Raw genomic sequence first — 18,888 nt, 5'->3', positions numbered from 1 at the left:
TTTCAACACTATAATTTATGCGCCTTACGGTATTGTAATGGCGTCTCGCCGATACCTTTTTTAAACGCGCTGATAAAGTACGTCACGTCAGAAAATCCGACCCTGGTAGCAATTTCCCGCACGCTATCCTCACTGTGGAGCAACCTTTCACAGGCCTTTCGTAACCGCAGCGTATTCAGATAATCATGAATTTTCTCGCCCATTTCAGCGTGGAATTTTCGTGAAACGTAACTGCGCGATTTGCCTAACTCCTGCGCCAGCGCATCAAGCGTGAATTTGTGTTGATAGTTCTCATCCAGCCAGAACATCACGAGGCTTGCAATACCGTGGCGGTTGCCAGGTGCGCTGTCGTTATCTCCTGGCAGCATGGCAAACAGACCGATCAGCAGGCTGGCGATATTTTCGCTGTTCAGCGGTGGCTGATAACAGCCAAAGAGATGGACAACGTGCGCATGGCAGTGCGCCACATCCACCACCCACGCCTCACCTCCACGTCGGGACAGTTTCTGCAATCGTTGCTGGGTTTGCGGGAAATCGCGCAGGGTCTTTAATATCGCGTGATGGTCGAGATGAATAATGGTGCGGCGGTAAATCGCCACGGCCTGCTCATCCACCATCACTTTATGCAGGGTAAACGGCGGGAAGAAAAACAGCCGCCCGGGGCGCATGGTGTAGTGACGATTATCGACAATCGCTACGCCAAACCCCTCTTCAACATAGAGAATTTCCAGGCACTGATGCCAGTGGTGATAACGCACGGTATTGGCGAATAGTCGACTGAACGACACGGTGGCGTCGTTTAAGGCAATCAGCTCCAGATGCTCGGATTTTGGCGTGTCGCGCATAGTGCAATAAAACTCAATTTTTACCTCTCACATTGCATTTATAAACCACCTTTTTAAATTTTCTCAACTGTGAGTTTATTCATCTGTTGTCGCTGTGACATGGCTAACATTTCTACGCCGCCCTGATTCACTATTCTTTGCCGCAGTTGATTCTGAGGACGAGCGTATGTTGGCGGCAAATAAAGAAAAATCAAATCCGTTGTCTTCCCGTCGGGATGTCGTGGCCGCGTTAAACGCGATGCTGGGCGCGCTGGACAAACAATTCCCACAGGAGAGTTCCCATTTTTCTCTGGGCGATACCTGCGCGCACTACGCCACGGATATTGCGCAGATGGAGGGGCTTTCCCGCGCACTGTGGGGGCTGTTCCCGCTGATGGCGTCCGGTGACGCCGCGCCGTTTGGCGACAAATACATCACGGCTATCAAGTTGGGAACCGATCCGCAAAGCGCAGGCTACTGGGGCGAAACTGCGCCATACGACCAGCGTCTGGTGGAGATGGCTGCGTATGGCCTGGGGCTTTCGCTGTTGCAGGATAAGCTCACTGCCAGGTTTAGCGAACGCGAGTTACAGAACCTGCACGCGTGGTTGAATCAAATCACCGATGCGCAGATGCCGGACAGCAACTGGAACTATTTTGCCATTATGGTCCAGCTCGGTTTTAAACGCGCCGGAATGCCGTTTGACCAGAGCGCTATCGACCGCCGTTTCGCCATGATGGATGAATATTACCTGGGTGACGGCTGGTATTCCGACGGTCCTGGCCGCCCGAAAGATTATTACATCTCAATGGCGTTCCACTTCTACGGCCTGATTTACGCCACGCTCAGCGGTGACGAGGAGAGGTCTGCAGTGCTGCGTGATCGCGCGCGCCTGTTTGCCGATGATTTTATCTACATGTCCGCTACCGACGGTGCGTCGATCCCCTTTGGTCGCAGCCTGACCTATCGCTTTGCGATGGTGGCGTTCTGGAGCGCGGTAGCGTTTTCCGGGCTGGATGTGTTCACGCCAGGGATTGTGAAAGGCGTGATCCTGCGCCATCTGCGCTGGTGGCAGCAGCAGCCGATCTGCGATCGCGATGGCATCCTGACGCTCGGTTTTGCATATCCAAATCTGGTGATGTGCGAGGACTACAACTCGCCGGGATCACCGTACTGGGCGCTGAAAACGTATCTGATCCTCGCACTGAAAGAGGAGCATCCGTTCTGGCAAGCCGACGAACAGCCGTTACCGGAACGTGCTGAAAAACATCTGATCCCAAATGCGCAGCAAATCATCATCCATGCCGACGCGTCGCAGCACGCCACGCTGCTCACCGCAGGGCAACTGGAGCTGAATAATTTCGTCAACACTGACGCGAAATACACCAAATTTGCCTACTCCAGCCGCTTTGGTTTCACCATTGAGCGTGGGCGTTACGGTCTAAAACACGCTGCCTGCGACTCTATGCTGTTGCTCTCTGATGGCGATAACTACTTCCGTGGTCGCCGCGACTGTGAGGAAGTACGCGTCGATGAGAACTTCATTTTCTCGCGCTGGTTGCCGTGGCATGACGTGCAGATCGACACCTGGCTGGTGCCGTTCGGCGAGTGGCATCTGCGTCTGCATCGTATTGATAGTGCTCGTACTCTGCAAACGGTGGAAGGCGGTTTTGCGGTGATGAAAACCGAGCATCAGTTGCAGGAGAAAGGCTGTTATCTGAACGCGGAAAACGGCAGCAGCGTGATTATTGATTTGTCTCCCGCAATTGCCCGCGTACCGGACAGCGTCGTTACGCCGCCAAACAGCAGCATTATGTTTGCGCAGTGCGCCTCTATTCCGGTGCTCGCCACGGAAATCCCAGTCGGTGAAAGCTGGCTCTGTTGCGCCGTGACCGCCTCCGGAGAACGAAAGAATTACGCAGTGGCTCCACAGTTGCACATTAACCGTAACCAGGTCGTGATTCACGAACCGGGAAGCGAACGTCAATTGGCGTTCTTTATCTAATAACTCCGGATATCTCGGCGAGGGTGGTATGAAAAATACATCAACAAACAACAGAACTGAATATTACAAAATCAGTAGTTTTATTTTTCTCTATTTCTTTACCTGGTCGGCAAGTATTGGCCTGCTGGCTATCTGGCTCGGCCAAAAGGCGAATCTGAGCGGTTCGGTAATTGGTACCGTATTTGCGGTTAACGGCGTATTCTCCGTTATTCTGAAACCGATTTACGGCTATATTCTCGATAAAATTGGTATGAGCAAATACCTGCTCTATTTTGTGGTGGCGATGTCGGCGCTGATGGCACCGTTCTTTATTTACGTCTATCAGCCGCTATTAATGTCCAACACCATGCTCGGGATTATTCTCGGCGCACTCTATTTAAGCTTTGCCTGGTATGCGGGGGTGGCGGCGTGTGAATCCTATTCTGACCGTTTTAGCCGCCTGAACGGAATGGAGTTCGGCCAGATCAGAATGTGGGGATCGCTCGGCTGGGCGGTGGCGTCCTCGTTCTCCGGCCTGCTGTTTAACCTCTCTCCGGCATATAACTTCATTATGGGCAGCGTTGCGTCGGTCATCATGCTGATTGTCCTGCTGAGCCTAAAAGTGAACACTAACTCCGTTCACGCCGGGGAGGTGCTGACCAAAGAGAAAATTGCGCCGTCAGACGTTTATGCGCTGCTGCGTAATCGCAAATTTTGGGCCTTCTGCCTGTATGTGGCGGGCGTGGCGTGGATGATGTTTATCGCCGAACAGCAGTTCTCGCGCTATTTCGTCACCTTCTTCGATGACGTGCAGCAGGGCAATGCGGTCTTTGGCTATCTGGGCACGGTGCAGTCGGGGATGGAATTCCTGATGTACATGGTGATCCCGCTGTTTGTGAATTTTATTGGTGCCAAGCGTGGATTATTAATTGTTGGATTAGTGGTAGGTGCCAGACTGATTATTTCCGGCATGTGTGATTCACACTTGTTAATTTCGATTCTTAAACCGCTTTATGGTCTGGAAATCTGTCTGCTGCTGGTGTCGGTATTTAAATATATCGCCGAGCATTTCGATAAACGCGTTAACGCCACCATGTATTTATTAGGTTATCAGGCGATGTTGTATGTCGGAAACGTGGTGGTGTCATCACCTGCCGGATATATGTATGACCGCATTGGCTTTGAACAGACCTATATCATTATGGGCGTCACGGCGCTGACCTTTACCCTGATTTCTGCCTTTACGTTATCCGCCTGCCAGAGCAAATGGCGCGGGGCGCAGGCCATGAACGTTGCAGAACACCATCCATCACGCTAATTACAGCTTTAAAAGAAGGAACCGAAATATGTTAAGTCGTATCGTTGAGGAACGCCTGACCGATATCCCTGCGCCCGTTGATGCCCACGCATTTAACGATGAGTTATGTTCCGCGCGCGGTCATGTCCTCGAGCTGATTAGCCGTCATTTAACGGAGTTCGGTGAAAAATTCCCGGCGGAAACCTGCCAGGACGGTTATTACCCGTTAACCGAAAACGTCGAATGGACCACCAGCTTCTGGACTGGCCAACTCTGGCTGGCGTGGGAGATGAGCGGGGATGAAACATTCCGTACGATGGCGGAAAAACATGTTCGCTCGTTCGGCTTGCGCATCGCCGGGCGCAGCGACACCAATACCCATGATTTAGGTTTTCTGTACACCCTGTCTTGTGTGGCGGCCTGGCGTCTGACGGGCAATCATGAGGCGCGCGGTTTCTCTTTGCTTGCTGCTGAAGCCCTGCTCGAACGCTTCCACGAGAAGGCGAAGATCATCCAGGCGTGGGGGGATCTGGCCGATCCTGAACAGGCCGGACGGATGATTATCGACTGCAACATGAACCTGCCACTGCTCTACTGGGCAACGGAGCAGACCGGCGATCCGCGCTTTGCAGAAGCGGCTAAAGCGCACGTGATGCAGGCGGCGACGTTCCTGATTCGTGAGGATGCGTCCACCTTCCACACCTATTATATGGACGTGAAAACCGGTGCGCCGCGCTATGGCAATACGCAGCAGGGCTATGCGGACGACTCCTGCTGGTCGCGTGGGCAGGCGTGGGGAATTTACGGTTTCCTGCTGAGCTATATCTACACCGGCGACAAGACGATGATCGCCCTGTCGAAACGACTGGCGAACTACTTTCTGAACCGTCTGCCGGAAGATTATGTCTGTCACTGGGATCTGGCGCTGGTCGGAACTGACGCATTGCGTGATTCCTCCTCGGCGGCGATCGCGGTATGTGGATTGCTGGAGCTCGTGAAACACCTGCCGATCACCGATCCTGATCGTGAACGTTATCTGGCGTGGGCGAAAGGGATTATGTCATCGCTGACGAAACACTACCTGATGGGCAAAGACGAGAAGGGTAATGGTCTGCTGAAACACTCGGTTTACCATCTGGCGAGCAACAAGGGTGTGGATGAGTGTGCAAGCTGGGGAGATTATTTCTACGTTGAGGCGCTGATGCGGTTTACGCAGAGCTGGAAGCTGTACTGGTAATAAAAAGGCCCGGTGGTGCTTACCGGGCCTGGAGGTTAAGTTTTAGGGTTTTCAAGGCCGGGTAAACAGCGTGTCACCCGGCAATACCACTGCACTTAAATCCCCTGCTCCAGAATACGAATAGTCGTTTCCAGCACATCGCCTTTGACGGCTTCGCTCCAGGCTTTCATGTGAGGGGTTTGCAGATGCGCTTCAAGATGCGCCACGGTTTCCCACTGTTCGATCATCACGATTGAATCAGGGGCAGTGGTCTGGAAACTCACACCCGCGGCGTGATCGACCATCGGCGCATAGCCGTGGCAACCCTCTTCTTTCAATACGGTAGGGACAATTTTTGCGAACTGCTCCAGTACCGCCTGGCGGTGATGTTGACCTGGACGCGTACGGATTTCAGCAATGACTGTAAGCATGGTTAACTCCTTCTAATTCCAGGCTACCAGTTAACCAAAAATCTCGCTCAGATGCTTGCGATATTCTGCGATATAACGTGGGACGTCCGGCATTTTAATCACGTCATTGGCGATAAAGGTCGGCAGCGCTTCCATTCCAAGGAACTGATTCGCTTTGTGAAACGGCAGGTACACGCCATCAACGCCCACGCCGTGGAAGAACTGATCTTTATCCGTGAACGCCTCCATCGGCGCGTTCCAGGTCAGCGAGAGCATATATTTTTTGCCCTGAATCAAACCGCCTGAACCGTACTTCTTCGACGCGTCTGAACGGGTGCGTCCATCGCTGGCGTACAGGATGCCATGACCTTCAGTGAAGACGTCATCAATGTATTTTTTAACCGTCCACGGTGCGCCCATCCACCAGCCTGGCATCTGCCAGATGACCGCATCGGCCCAGACGAAGTTCTGTACTTCGGTATTGATGTCGTAATCACTTTCGGCACGGACGACTTTAACATCATGCCCGAGGTCGCGCAGGAGGCCATCCGCGACTTCGGTCAGGGTGTCATTCAACTGACCATTGGAATGTGCGAATTTTTTCGCGCCGTTGATAATCAGAATGTTGCTCATTATTTGTCCTCACAGGAATGCGTTTGAAGGCCATTTTACGCTGATGACCGACCTGGTAAAATTAGCAAAATGTGCAAAGTCTTTTGCTTAATTAGCAATAATCCTGCTTTACCACTTCACAGTGGCTTCAAATCCCCCCTGGGGGGCATGACTAAACGCCACCTCCATACCATGTAATGCGGCAATCCGGCGGACGATTGACAGACCCAGTCCGCTGCCGGTCACGCTCTGTCCCGGTGGGCGATAAAAACGTTCGCCGATGTGGGGCAGAATGTCGGGCGCCACACCGGGGCCATTATCGGTAACGGTAAAACAGCGCGCCTGTAAGGTCACGTTCACGATGCTGCCCTGCGGGCTGTAGCGAATGGCGTTATCCAGCAGATTTCGTACCAGCAAACTGAGCAGCAGAGGCTGCGCGGTTCGCATGACATGGTGTGCATTAATGTTCAGACGCACATCGATGTGTGCCTGCTGCGCCAGATGATAAATCTCCATCACGGCGGATTGCAGAACCTCCTCCAGAGAGAGTTCTGCCACATCCTGTAAATTGTCGAGCGAGTCGAGTCGTGAAAGAGTTAAGAGTTGATCAACCAGGCGCGTGGCGCGATCAATACCTGCATGCAATTGCGCAAGGGCTTTTTCCCGGGCTTTTGGATCGTCGTCAGAGAGTTGCGCCACTTCAGCCTGGACTTTCAGCGCCGTTAAAGGGCTGCGTAGTTCATGGGCCGCGTCTGAGGTGAAGCGTCGTTCACGCACCATCATTGAGTGTGTGCGGATAAATAACTGATTGAGGGCTTCAACCAACGGGCGTACTTCACTGGGGACGCCTTTAGGATCAAGCGGTTCCTCCGATTCCGGGGCGCGCAAACGCAGCGTTTGCGCCAGTTTCTTCAACGGTTTGAGTTCCCTACTGAGCAACACAATCAGGATCAGCAGCATCAGTGGGAGGGCGATAAGCCAGGGGGTGAGTTGCGCCGTGACGATCGCCAACGCCATATCTTCTCGGTATTCCCACTCTTGCCCTGCCACAATACGGTATTTACCGTCGGCGGAGGTTAACCAGATAAAACGCCATTTGTCGTTATCCCCTTTCAACCGGCCATCATCAAAGCCTTCCCGACGGTAGCTGTAGGGAATATCTCGTCCGTTATCGCCATCGTGCAGCACCATTCTGCCGTCGCTGGTGTATACCGCAAAGGCCAGAACATCGTCATCGACGTGGCCGTGTTTGAATTTTTTTGGCGTGCGCGCCATGCGGGCTGACGCGTTGATATCGTTAATATCCAGCGCGCTCAGGCGTTTGGCAAACAGCATCAGTTGCGTGTCAAACAGCTCATCAACGTTGTCGGTTGTTTTCTTCCACGCGACAAAGCTGGAAACCGCCCAGGTGAGGGATGCCAGGATCAGAAAGATCAGGGTTAACCTGACCCGCAGGCTGAGACGTTGCGTTAATTTCATGCGTCACCCAGGGTGTAGCCAATTCCATGTACGGTACGGATAAAGTCGCTGCCGAGTTTGCGGCGCAGATGATGGACATGTACTTCAACGGCATTGCTGGAGACGTCATCGTCCCAGCTATACAGTTTTTCTTCGATGAGTTTGCGCGGCAGAACTCGTCCGCTGTTGCGCATGAGCAGTTCCAGCAGCGCAAATTCTTTCGGTTTGAGCGGTAAAGGTTCACCCGCCAGCGTCGCCATCAGGCTACCGGGATTGAGCACCACCTGCCCATGACGTAGTTCGTTGCTGGCCTGGCCGTTGGCGCGGCGCACCAGCGCTTCCAGCCGGGCGGCGACTTCGATGAGCGCAAAGGGTTTGCAAAGATAGTCGTCTGCGCCGAGACGCAAACCTTCAACACGTTCCGCCAGCGCATCACGCGCCGTCAAAATCAATACCGGTTCACGTTTGCCGTTTTCACGCCATTCGCGCAGAATCTCCCGCCCGTCCATTCCCGGCAGCGTAAGATCGAGGATCACCGCATCATAAGGGGCGCTGTAGAGCGCTTCTTTACCCAGGCGACCTTCAGTAAACCAGTCGACGTTGAATCCCATTTTACCCAGACCCGCTTTGACGCCATCGCCAATTAACGTGTCATCTTCTACCAGTAAAATTCGCATGATATTCGTCCCTGCATTGAATCAGTCTGCTGTCAGTAAACCCTGTCGTCGCGGGCGATGTACAGAAATAATATCTCTTTTTTTGGCTTAAGAAGTTGTTAAGAATTAAGGTATTTAATGGATGTGAAACAACATGAAAGGGAGGAAGAATCATGAAGAAATTGGCTGCAATGATTGCCGTGATGGCATTGAGTTCTGCACCGGTCCTGGCTGCGCAACAGGGCGGATTTTCTGGTCCGACGGCGACGCAAAGTCAAAGCGGCGGGTTTGTTGGCCCGAACGGTAGCAGCACGACAGTCGAAAGTGCTAAATCGCTGCGTGATGATACCTGGGTAACGCTGCGCGGGAATATCGTTGAGCGTATTTCCGACGATTTATATCTGTTTAAAGATGCCACCGGCACCATGAATGTGGATATCGACCACAAACGCTGGAACGGGGTGACCGTGACGCCGCAGGACGTTGTGGAAATTCAGGGTGAGGTTGATAAAGACTGGAACTCTGTAGAGATCGATGTAAAACAGGTCACCAAAGTTACCAAATAATCCTCATCAGGGCCGCGTGTGCGGCTCTGATCATTGCTCAGTCGACTCCGCGACTTCCCATCGAACATCAACCTCGCCAACCGGATGGGGGAAAGCTGGCAGACTTTGTGACTCAACGCGTCAGATAGGGTAATATCTGCGGCAATATTGCCTGACAGAGAGTGGGTATTGTTCAGGCTAACCGTTGAGGAACCACGATTAATGAGCGATATGGCAGAGCGCCTTGCGCTGCATGAATTCACGGAAAACGCCTATCTGAATTATTCCATGTACGTCATCATGGACAGGGCGTTGCCGTTTATTGGTGACGGGCTGAAACCGGTTCAGCGTCGCATCGTGTATGCGATGTCGGAACTGGGACTGAACGCCAGCGCCAAATTTAAAAAATCCGCCCGTACCGTCGGCGACGTACTGGGTAAGTATCATCCTCATGGCGACAGCGCCTGCTACGAAGCTATGGTGCTGATGGCGCAGCCATTCTCTTACCGTTATCCGTTAGTTGACGGCCAGGGAAACTGGGGGGCGCCGGACGACCCGAAATCCTTCGCAGCAATGCGTTATACCGAATCTCGCCTGTCGAAGTACGCGGAGATTCTGCTGGGTGAACTGGGGCAGGGAACGTCAGACTGGGTGCCGAACTTTGATGGCACGATGCAGGAGCCGAAAATGCTGCCTGCGCGTCTGCCCAACATTCTGCTCAACGGCACTACCGGTATTGCGGTCGGGATGGCAACTGACATTCCTCCGCATAACCTGCGCGAAGTGGCGAAAGCGGCTATTACCCTGATTGAACAGCCGAAAACGACGCTGGATCAACTGCTGGATATCGTGCAGGGGCCGGACTACCCGACGGAAGCTGAGATCATTACCTCCCGTGCTGAAATCCGTAAGATTTACGAGAACGGGCGCGGTTCCGTGCGTATGCGTGCGGTATGGAATAAAGAAGACGGCGCGGTGGTGATTACCGCGCTGCCGCACCAGGTTTCCGGTGCGCGTGTCCTTGAGCAAATCGCCGCCCAGATGCGCAATAAAAAGCTGCCGATGGTGGACGATCTGCGTGACGAGTCGGATCACGAAAACCCAACGCGTCTGGTGATTGTTCCGCGCTCCAATCGGGTGGACATGGATCAGGTGATGAACCACCTGTTCGCCACCACGGATCTGGAAAAAAGCTATCGTATCAACCTGAACATGATCGGCCTGGACGGTCGTCCGGCAGTGAAAAACCTGCTGGAAATCCTGACCGAATGGCTGGCGTTCCGTCGTGACACCGTGCGCCGCCGCCTGAACTATCGTCTGGAGAAAGTCCTTAAGCGCCTGCACATCCTCGAAGGTTTGCTGGTGGCGTTTCTCAATATCGACGAAGTGATTGAGATCATCCGTCACGAGGATGAACCCAAACCCGCGTTGATGTCGCGCTTTGGCATCACTGAAACGCAGGCTGAAGCTATCCTCGAACTGAAACTGCGTCATCTTGCCAAACTGGAAGAGATGAAAATCCGCGGTGAGCAGGATGAGCTGGCGAAAGAACGTGACCAGTTGCAGGGCATTCTGGCTTCCGAGCGCAAAATGAGTAACCTGCTGAAGAAAGAACTGCAGGCTGACTCTGATGCCTATGGCGATGATCGTCGCTCTCCTTTGCAGGAGCGCGAAGAAGCTAAGGCGATGAGCGAGCATGACATGCTGCCGTCAGAGCCTGTGACTATTGTGCTCTCTCAAATGGGTTGGGTGCGTAGCGCCAAAGGTCACGATATTGACGCGCAAGGGCTGAACTATAAATCGGGTGATAGTTTTAAAGCCGCCGTGAAAGGCAAGAGTAACCAGCCCGTGGTATTCATCGACACGACCGGACGCAGCTATGCCATCGATCCGATTACGCTGCCGTCGGCACGTGGTCAGGGCGAACCGCTGACCGGTAAGCTTACGCTGCCGCCGGGGGCGACGGTGGATCATATGCTGATGGAAGGCGATGAGCAGAAACTGTTGATGGCGTCTGATGCAGGATACGGTTTTGTGTGTACCTTCAACGATCTGGTCGCGCGCAATCGTGCGGGTAAGGCACTGATTACGTTACCGGAAAATGCGCATGTGATGCCGCCGGTGGTGATTGAAGATGACACCGATATGCTGCTGGCAATAACGCATGCGGGCCGTATGTTGATGTTCCCGGTCAGCGATCTGCCGCAATTGTCGAAAGGCAAAGGGAATAAGATCATCAATATTCCTTCAGCGGAAGCAGCGAAAGGCGACGATGGCCTGGCGCAACTTTACGTTCTGCCGCCACAAAGCACGCTGACGATTCATGTCGGCAAGCGCAAAATTAAACTGCGTCCTGAAGAGCTGCAAAAAGTGACTGGTGAGCGTGGTCGCCGCGGTACGCTGATGCGCGGTCTGCAGCGTATCGATCGTATCGAGATTGACTCTCCTCGCCGCGCAAGCAGTGGCGATAGCGAAGAGTAATGGTCTCGTCTTATTCTCCCTCCTTTCATGGAGGGAGAATAAACGTTAAAAATTCCCGTGAAACCGTTGTTTATTCGTGCGTTGCGATTAACAATACGCTTTTCCAGAGAGCCGCTCTTAACAAAGCTCTAACCTGATAGCAGGTGACGTACAAAAGTAGGCTCTTAGGGCTTCAGAGGTTGTTATGCTATATATTTTTCGTCTCTTTATTACTGTTATTTACTGTGTTCTGGTCTGTATTTTTGGGTGTATTTACTGTCTCTTCAGTCCGCGAAATCCTAAGCACGTCGCGACGTTTGGTCGTATGTTTGGCCGCCTGGCCCCTCTGTATGGCTTGAAGGTGGAATGCCGTTTGCCTGCCGGTGTTGAAAACCATGGCAATGCCATTTATATCGCTAACCATCAGAATAATTACGACATGGTTACGGCAGCAAATATTGTGCAACCACCTACTGTTACCGTCGGTAAAAAAAGCCTGTTGTGGATACCGTTTTTCGGGCTGTTATATTGGTTAACCGGTAACTTATTGATTGACCGAGATAACCGGGCCAAAGCACACAGTACCATTGCGCAGGTGGTCCGCCATATTAAGAAACGCCGTATTTCCGTCTGGATGTTCCCGGAAGGCACGCGCAGCCGTGGGCGTGGTCTGCTACCGTTTAAGACGGGGGCGTTTCATGCCGCGATTGCAGCAGGCGTACCTATTATTCCCGTGTGCGTATCCAATACCTCAAATAAGATTAAACTTAACCGACTGAACAATGGTCTGGTGATCGTTGAGATGTTGCCGCCGATTGATATCAGCGCTTTTGGTAAAGATCAGGTTCGGGAGCTCGCGGCACATTGCCGTACATTGATGGAACAAAAAATCGAAGAGCTCGATAAAGAAGTTGCAGAACGGGAAGCGGCCGGCAAAGTGTGAGCCGGTTAGTGAGAGATTTGCGGAATACGATTTCCTGCGCATTATTTTAGCCAGTTTTACATGGAGCTTATATGTCACTCAGTCGGCGTCAGTTCATTCAGGCATCAGGGATCGCACTGTGTGCTGGTGCTGTTCCGCTGCGAGCACATGCTGCCGGACAGCAGCAACCGTTGCCTGTTCCGCCACTGTTAGAGTCCCGCCGTGGACAGCCATTATTTATGACATTACAGCGCGCGCACTGGTCCTTTACGCAAGGGACTCGCGCGCCGGTCTGGGGTATTAATGGCCGCTATTTGGGACCGACGATCCGCGTCTGGAAAGGGGATGACGTCAAGCTTATCTACAGTAACCGGCTGGCTGAAAACGTCTCGATGACCATCGCGGGTCTTCAGGTGCCTGGGCCGCTGATGGGCGGTCCGGCGCGCATGATGTCGCCGAATGCCGACTGGGCGCCGGTGTTGCCGATTCGCCAGAGCGCCGCCACCTTGTGGTATCACGCTAATACACCGAACCGAACCGCGCAACAGGTGTACAACGGCCTGGCCGGGATGTGGCTGGTCGAAGATGAAGTGAGCAAGTCGCTGCCGATCCCTAACCACTACGGTGTGGATGATTTCCCCATCATCATCCAGGACAAACGACTGGATAATTTTGGTGCGCCAGAGTACAGCGAACCGGGAAGCGGCGGTTTTGTCGGCGACACCTTGCTGGTTAACGGCGTACAAAGCCCGTATGTGGAAGTGTCTCGCGGCTGGGTGAGATTGCGTTTGCTAAACGCCTCCAACTCACGTCGCTATCTTTTGCAGATGAGCGACGGTCGCGCGCTGCATGTTATTTCGGGTGACCAGGGCTTTTTGCCTGCTCCCGTGTCGGTTAAACAACTGTCGCTGGCGCCAGGTGAACGTCGTGAGATCCTGGTCGATATGACCAACGGTGATGAGGTGTCGATTACCTGTGGCGAGGCGGCAAGCATTGTCGACCGGATCCGCGGGTTCTTTGAGCCTTCCAGTATTCTGGTATCAACGCTGGTGCTGACGTTACGCCCAACGGGGCTTCTGCCGCTGGTGACAGACAATCTGCCGATGCGCCTGTTGCCGACGGAAATCCTGAGCGGCGCGCCGATTCGCAGTCGGGATATCAGCCTGGGTGACGATCCGGGTATTAATGGGCAGTTGTGGGATGTCAATCGTGTTGATATTACCGCTCAGCAGGGTACCTGGGAGCGCTGGACCGTCCGCGCCGATCTGCCGCAGTCGTTCCACATTGAGGGTGTTACCTTCCTGATTCGCAACGTGAACGGCGCCATTCCTTTCCCGGAAGACAGGGGCTGGAAAGACACCGTGTGGGTGGATGGTCAGGTAGAACTGCTGGTTTATTATGGACAACCGTCCTGGGCGCATTTCCCGTTCTATTTTTCCAGCCAGACCCTGGAAATGGCGGACCGGGGTTCTATCGGGCAGTTACTGGTGAACCCGGCGCCATAATCCTCTTCTCGCCCGCGAGGGCGAGTAAGAATACCTTTCGATTTCTCATTCGTTCCGGCTTATAATCGCCGGCCTTTGATTATTTTTTTACCATTTTTGGAAGTGTTATGAGCGCAATATCCCTGATCCAGCCAGACAGAGACCTTTTCTCCTGGCCTCAGTACTGGGCAGCCTGTTTTGGTCCCGCACCTTTTTTGCCGATGTCACGCGACGAAATGGACCAACTTGGCTGGGATAGCTGCGACATTATTTTGGTTACCGGTGATGCGTATGTCGATCATCCGAGTTTTGGTATGGCGATTTGTGGTCGTATGCTGGAATCGCAAGGATTCCGCGTCGGCATCATTGCTCAGCCGGACTGGAACAGCAAAGACGACTTTATGCGTTTGGGCAAACCGAATCTGTTTTTCGGCGTTACCGCCGGCAACATGGACTCGATGATCAACCGCTATACCGCCGATCGCCGACTGCGCCATGATGATGCTTATACCCCGGATAACGTGGCGGGCAAACGCCCGGATCGCGCCACCCTGGTCTACACCCAGCGCTGTAGAGAAGCATGGAAAGATGTACCCGTGATCCTCGGCGGCATCGAAGCCAGTCTGCGCCGTACCGCGCACTACGACTACTGGTCGGATACCGTACGCCGCTCGGTGCTGGTGGATTCTAAAGCCGACATGCTGATGTTCGGCAACGGCGAGCGACCGCTGGTGGAAGTTGCGCACCGTCTGGCGATGGGCGAAACCATCGATCAGATCCGCGATGTACGTAACACTGCGATTATGGTTAAAGAAGCGCTGCCCGGCTGGAGCGGCGTGGATTCCACGCGTCTGGACACGCCGGGTAAAATCGATCCTATCCCGCATCCCTATGGCGAAGACTTGCCGTGCGCCGATAACAAACCGGTCGCGCCGAAAAAGCAGGAAGCAAAAGCGGTAACGGTACAGCCGCCGCGCCCGAAGCCGTGGGAGAAAACCTACGTGTTGTTGCCGTCCTTTGAGAAGGTGAAGGGCGACAAAGTATTGTATGCGCATGCTTCGCGTATTTTGCACCATGAAACCAACCCTGGCTGCGCGCGTGCGTTGATGCAAAAGCATGGCGATCGCTACATCTGGATCAACCCGCCCGCCATTCCGCTCTCGACTGAAGAGATGGACAGTGTTTTTGCTCTGCCGTATAAGCGTGTGCCGCACCCGGCGTATGGCGACAGCCGTATCCCGGCTTATGAAATGATCCGTTTTTCGATCAACATCATGCGCGGCTGCTTTGGCGGTTGTTCCTTCTGTTCGATCACAGAACATGAAGGGCGCATTATTCAGAGCCGCTCGGAAGATTCGATCATCAATGAGATCGAAGCGATTCGCGACACTGTTCCTGGTTTTACGGGGATCATTTCTGATCTCGGCGGCCCCACGGCGAACATGTACATGTTGCGCTGTAAGTCACCGCGCGCGGAGCAAACCTGTCGCCGCCTGTCGTGCGTTTATCCGGACATTTGCCCGCATATGGACACCAATCATGAGCCGACGATTAATCTTTATCGCCGCGCCCGCGATCTGAAGGGCATCAAGAAGATCCTGATCGCTTCCGGGGTACGTTATGACATCGCCGTTGAAGACCCGCGTTATATCAAAGAGCTGGCGACCCATCACGTCGGCGGCTACCTGAAAATTGCGCCGGAACATACCGAAGAAGGTCCATTGTCGAAGATGATGAAGCCGGGTATGGGCAGCTATGACCGCTTCAAGGAACTGTTTGATACCTATTCGAAACAGGCAGGTAAAGAGCAGTATCTGATCCCTTACTTCATCTCTGCGCACCCCGGTACGCGAGACGAGGATATGGTCAATCTGGCTCTGTGGCTGAAACAGCGTCGTTTCCGTCTTGATCAGGTACAGAACTTCTATCCGTCGCCGCTGGCGAACTCGACCACCATGTATTACACCGGGAAAAACCCGCTGGGTAAAATTGGGTATAAGAGTGAAGATGTGGTGGTGCCGAAAGGGGACAAACAGCGCCGCCTGCATAAAGCGCTGCTGCGTTACCACGATCCGGCGAACTGGCCGTTAATCCGTCAGGCGCTGGAAGAAATGGGTAAAAAGCATCTGATTGGCGGTCGTCGTGAGTGTCTGGTGCCGTCACCGACGCTGGAAGAGATGCGCGAAGCGCGTCGTCAGAACCGTAATACGCGTCCGGCGTTGACCAAGCACACGCCAGTGGCGCATCAGCGTCAGACACCGGCGAGCGCGAAGAAAGCTGCGTCAACGCCGTCGCGCAAACCGTCTGAAGGGGCGAAAAAACGCGCTAAACCTGCGGCAGGGCGCTAAACCCTGGAGCCCGGCAGCGCTAACGCTGACCGGGCTTTCGTTTAAAATACAATTGGCTGGCCGGAAAAGGGGCTTGCGCCGCCATCCGGCAAGCTTCATGGCCTTAGTACAGACCCAGCACTTTCCACCATGCCAGACCCACGGTCAAAAAGACCGCCTGATTAAACAAGCTGATGACAAAACCCGTTCGCCACCAGACACCTGTTGGAACATATCCTGCGCCAAACAGGATCGGACCGCGTGCGTGGGTGTACTGGGTGAGTGAACAATACAGGCTGCTGGTAAACGCCAACATCAACGCCATCGGCGCCGCCGGTATATTCAGGTGCAGGCCTACTCCCAGGAATACGGCATACAGGGCGGCGATCTGAGCGTTACCGCTGGCGAAGAAGTAATGGGTATAGAAATAGGCGGCATTCAGAATAAGCAGAACGATCACCCAACTGGTGCCCTGCATCGTGCTGCCGATACTGTCACCAATCAGATTACCAAACCAGCTGGTGAAACCTAATTTCTTCAACTGGTTTGCCATCATGAGCAATGCCGCAAACCAAATCAACGTATCCCATGCGCCTTTCTCGCTTTTAACATCTTCCCAACTGAGAACGCCGCTCAGCAGCAAAATGGAGAGGCCGACAAACGAGGCTGTTGTCGCATCTACCCCCAGCACATCACCAAAGATCCACAGCACCAGCAGAACGCCGACGGTTGCCAGCATCAACCATTCTCCCCGCGTCATGCTTCCCATTTCCGCCAGCTCTTTGCGTGCGATATTGGGGGCATCGGGTGTGTGTTTGATTTCTGGTCGGGTCAACCAGTAGACGAGAAGAGGGACGATCAGCAGCGAGACCAGGCAGGGCAGCAGCGCCGCCATAAACCAGCTTCCCCATGTCAATGTGACGCCGGCGTTTGCTGCCAGTTTCACCGCCAACAGGTTACCGGTGTAGCCCGTCATAAAGAGTGCGGCGGTCACATCATTCACGTTTCCGATACAGGTGATCAGAAAGGTGCCGATTTTACTGCGGGACTCATCATCGGGTCGTGAATTAAAGCTGCGCGCCAGTGAGTCGGCGATAGGGTAAATCACCCCGCCGCAGCGAGCAGTGTTACTTGGCATTGCCGGAGAGAGGATCAGATCGGCGCAGGCCAGGCCGTAGGCGAGCCCCAGCGTACGTTTGCCCAGCAGGCGGATCATCTGCAAGGCAATACGCCGACCCAGGCCGGTTTTGATAAACCCTCGGGCGATCATAAACGCCACGACAATCAGCCAGATCAGCGAACTGTTGAGTTCACTCAGCGCCGTGGTGATTGCGCCACTGGCGGTTTTATCCCCGGCGGCATAGACGAGCGCAAAAACGGTAATACCAATGAGGCCCACTGCGCCAATGGGCAGTACTTTTGCAACAATAGAGGCGATAGTGGCGACAAAGATAATGGCCGAGTGCCATGCGGGTGCCGTTAATCCGGTGGGAGGAGGGAGTTGCCACAGTCCGACGGTGATCAACATAATGATAATGAGCGGGAGCCATTTGACGCCCTGAGATTTGTTTTCCTTCACAATAAGCCACCTGTTAAATGTTGTTATCAGTTATGGTGCATATAATTTCCATTAGTAACCAAATGGTTAGCTAATATAATGCTGCGCCTGAGATGGCAGGAAAGATACATACAATCAGGTGGATATTGTTTCGGTGTATTGCAAAATGAAAATAGCCCGACAGAACGCCGGGCTTCAAAAAGGAAAGTGGATGCGTTAACCGCCGAATTGATCCGGGTCTGGTCCCAGACGTTTTCCTTGATCGAGTTTGGCAATTTCACTCAATTCATCTTTATCGAGACGGAAATCCCAGACGTTAAAGTTTTCCGCGATACGTGAAGGCGTGACGGATTTCGGGATCACCACCAGACCGCTGTCCAGATGCCAGCGAATCACAATTTGTGCCGGAGATTTGCCATATTTGTCCGCCAGGTCGCGAATAATGGGGCGATCAAATACTCCCTCGCCGCCCTGCGCCAGCGGGCTCCAGGATTCCGTCTGGATTTTGTGCGTGGCATTCCAGGAATGCAGTTGGCGCTGCTGCATCAAAGGGTGTAGTTCGATCTGGTTGATAACCGGTGCCAGGCCCGTTTCGTCGATCAAACGCTGGAGGTGATTGATCTGAAAGTTACATACGCCGATGCTTTTCACCAACCCCTGTTTTTTCAGGTTGATCATCCCTTTCCATGCTTCAACATAATGATCAATAGCAGGGACAGGCCAGTGCATCAGGTAGAGATCCACGTAGTCGAGCTGCAGTTTATCCAGGCTTTCCTGCAGTGCTTCATAAGGACGTTTCTGATCGTCATTCCACAATTTGGTGGTGATGAACAACTCTTCCCGGGCTATGCCCGCATTTTTTAACGCGTTGCCGACCCCTTCTTCATTCTTATACGCGGCAGCAGTGTCAAATGAGCGGTACCCCACTTCCAGCGCTTTATGAATGGCGGAGATCACTTCCTCATTGCTCGCCTTCCAGACACCCAGGCCCAGTTGCGGCATTACGTTGCCATCCTGAAGCTTGATAATGGTTGGTGTAGCCATGCGTTCCTCCTTCATATGAGCTCACCGGAGCATAGCCCCGGTGAGGTTGTGTGACTTAAGTCTGGACGAAATGCCCAAAAACGAAAGCCTG

Annotated in this window: 15 protein-coding genes; 8 read left to right on the top strand and 7 right to left on the bottom strand. The window is 53.5% G+C overall.

All coding sequences use genetic code 11. The annotated features are described in order from the left end of the window. Nucleotides 1–8: 8 nt before the first annotated feature. Nucleotides 9–845 carry an AraC family transcriptional regulator gene (locus NNO04_RS07110; protein WP_271444081.1) on the bottom strand — a complete coding sequence of 279 codons (837 nt, stop codon included), beginning with the start codon at nt 843–845 and terminating at the stop codon, nt 9–11. 166 nt (nt 846–1,011) lie between these two features. Between NNO04_RS07110 and NNO04_RS07105 the strand changes: the two genes are divergently transcribed. The 3 genes from NNO04_RS07105 to NNO04_RS07095 are packed head-to-tail and all read left to right on the top strand — an operon-like array spanning nt 1,012 to nt 5,342. After that, nucleotides 1,012–2,829, top strand: coding sequence for a DUF2264 domain-containing protein (locus NNO04_RS07105; RefSeq protein ID WP_271444080.1), 1,818 nt, complete (start codon nt 1,012–1,014; stop codon nt 2,827–2,829). 28 nt (nt 2,830–2,857) lie between these two features. After that, nucleotides 2,858–4,126, top strand: a complete 1,269-nt coding sequence (locus tag NNO04_RS07100; RefSeq protein ID WP_271444079.1) for an oligosaccharide MFS transporter — start codon at nt 2,858–2,860, stop codon at nt 4,124–4,126. A 28-nt stretch (nt 4,127–4,154) separates the two neighbouring features. Further along, entirely contained in the window at nt 4,155–5,342 is a 1,188-nt protein-coding gene (locus tag NNO04_RS07095; RefSeq protein WP_271444078.1) for a glycoside hydrolase family 88 protein, read from the top strand. A 95-nt stretch (nt 5,343–5,437) separates the two neighbouring features. Here NNO04_RS07095 and NNO04_RS07090 read toward each other — a convergent pair whose 3' ends face one another. The 4 genes from NNO04_RS07090 to qseB form a co-directional block, all read right to left on the bottom strand. Further along, a complete protein-coding gene (locus NNO04_RS07090; protein ID WP_271444077.1) occupies nt 5,438–5,752 on the bottom strand; it encodes a putative quinol monooxygenase in 315 nt (104 codons plus the stop codon). Nucleotides 5,753–5,782: 30 nt separating this feature from the next. Continuing rightward, nucleotides 5,783–6,364 carry an NAD(P)H-dependent oxidoreductase gene (locus NNO04_RS07085; RefSeq protein ID WP_271444076.1) on the bottom strand — a complete coding sequence of 194 codons (582 nt, stop codon included), beginning with the start codon at nt 6,362–6,364 and terminating at the stop codon, nt 5,783–5,785. A 108-nt stretch (nt 6,365–6,472) separates the two neighbouring features. Next, nucleotides 6,473–7,822, bottom strand: a complete 1,350-nt coding sequence (qseC, locus tag NNO04_RS07080; protein ID WP_271444075.1) for a quorum sensing histidine kinase QseC — start codon at nt 7,820–7,822, stop codon at nt 6,473–6,475. Continuing rightward, nucleotides 7,819–8,478 (bottom strand): quorum sensing response regulator transcription factor QseB, encoded by a 660-nt coding sequence (gene qseB, locus NNO04_RS07075; protein WP_271444074.1) that lies wholly within the window; start codon nt 8,476–8,478, stop codon nt 7,819–7,821. The genes qseC and qseB overlap by 4 nt, the downstream gene beginning before the upstream one ends. A gap of 152 nt (nt 8,479–8,630) precedes the next feature. On the opposite strand from qseB, the gene NNO04_RS07070 reads away from it, so the two are divergent. The 5 genes from NNO04_RS07070 (at nt 8,631) to NNO04_RS07050 (ending at nt 16,216) form a co-directional block, all read left to right on the top strand. Further along, the gene (locus NNO04_RS07070; protein WP_271444073.1) at nt 8,631–9,023 is read left to right on the top strand and encodes a YgiW/YdeI family stress tolerance OB fold protein; all 393 of its coding nucleotides are present in this window, start codon (nt 8,631–8,633) and stop codon (nt 9,021–9,023) included. 201 nt (nt 9,024–9,224) lie between these two features. Next, on the top strand, nt 9,225–11,483 hold the full coding sequence (gene parC, locus NNO04_RS07065) for a DNA topoisomerase IV subunit A (RefSeq protein WP_271444072.1): 2,259 nt from the start codon (nt 9,225–9,227) through the stop codon (nt 11,481–11,483). Between the two features lie 184 nt (nt 11,484–11,667). Continuing rightward, nucleotides 11,668–12,405, top strand: coding sequence for a 1-acylglycerol-3-phosphate O-acyltransferase (plsC, locus tag NNO04_RS07060; protein ID WP_271444071.1), 738 nt, complete (start codon nt 11,668–11,670; stop codon nt 12,403–12,405). Nucleotides 12,406–12,476: 71 nt separating this feature from the next. Then, the gene (gene ftsP / locus NNO04_RS07055) at nt 12,477–13,889 is read left to right on the top strand and encodes a cell division protein FtsP (RefSeq protein WP_271444070.1); all 1,413 of its coding nucleotides are present in this window, start codon (nt 12,477–12,479) and stop codon (nt 13,887–13,889) included. 107 nt (nt 13,890–13,996) lie between these two features. Further along, nucleotides 13,997–16,216 carry a YgiQ family radical SAM protein gene (locus NNO04_RS07050; protein WP_271444069.1) on the top strand — a complete coding sequence of 740 codons (2,220 nt, stop codon included), beginning with the start codon at nt 13,997–13,999 and terminating at the stop codon, nt 16,214–16,216. Nucleotides 16,217–16,319: 103 nt separating this feature from the next. Here the strand turns inward: NNO04_RS07050 and NNO04_RS07045 are convergent, their stop codons facing one another. Both NNO04_RS07045 and dkgA read right to left on the bottom strand, forming a co-directional pair. Then, a complete protein-coding gene (locus NNO04_RS07045) occupies nt 16,320–17,774 on the bottom strand; it encodes an anion permease (protein ID WP_271444068.1) in 1,455 nt (484 codons plus the stop codon). 195 nt (nt 17,775–17,969) lie between these two features. Beyond that, the gene (gene dkgA, locus NNO04_RS07040; protein WP_271444067.1) at nt 17,970–18,797 is read right to left on the bottom strand and encodes a 2,5-didehydrogluconate reductase DkgA; all 828 of its coding nucleotides are present in this window, start codon (nt 18,795–18,797) and stop codon (nt 17,970–17,972) included. Nucleotides 18,798–18,888: the final 91 nt, after the last annotated feature.

The sequence above is a fragment of the Citrobacter sp. Awk 4 genome, from assembly GCF_028069725.1.
Classification (GTDB): domain Bacteria; phylum Pseudomonadota; class Gammaproteobacteria; order Enterobacterales; family Enterobacteriaceae; genus Citrobacter_D.
The sequence above is the reverse complement of the archived record's forward strand: the minus strand, read 5'-3'. Positions and strand labels throughout refer to the sequence as shown.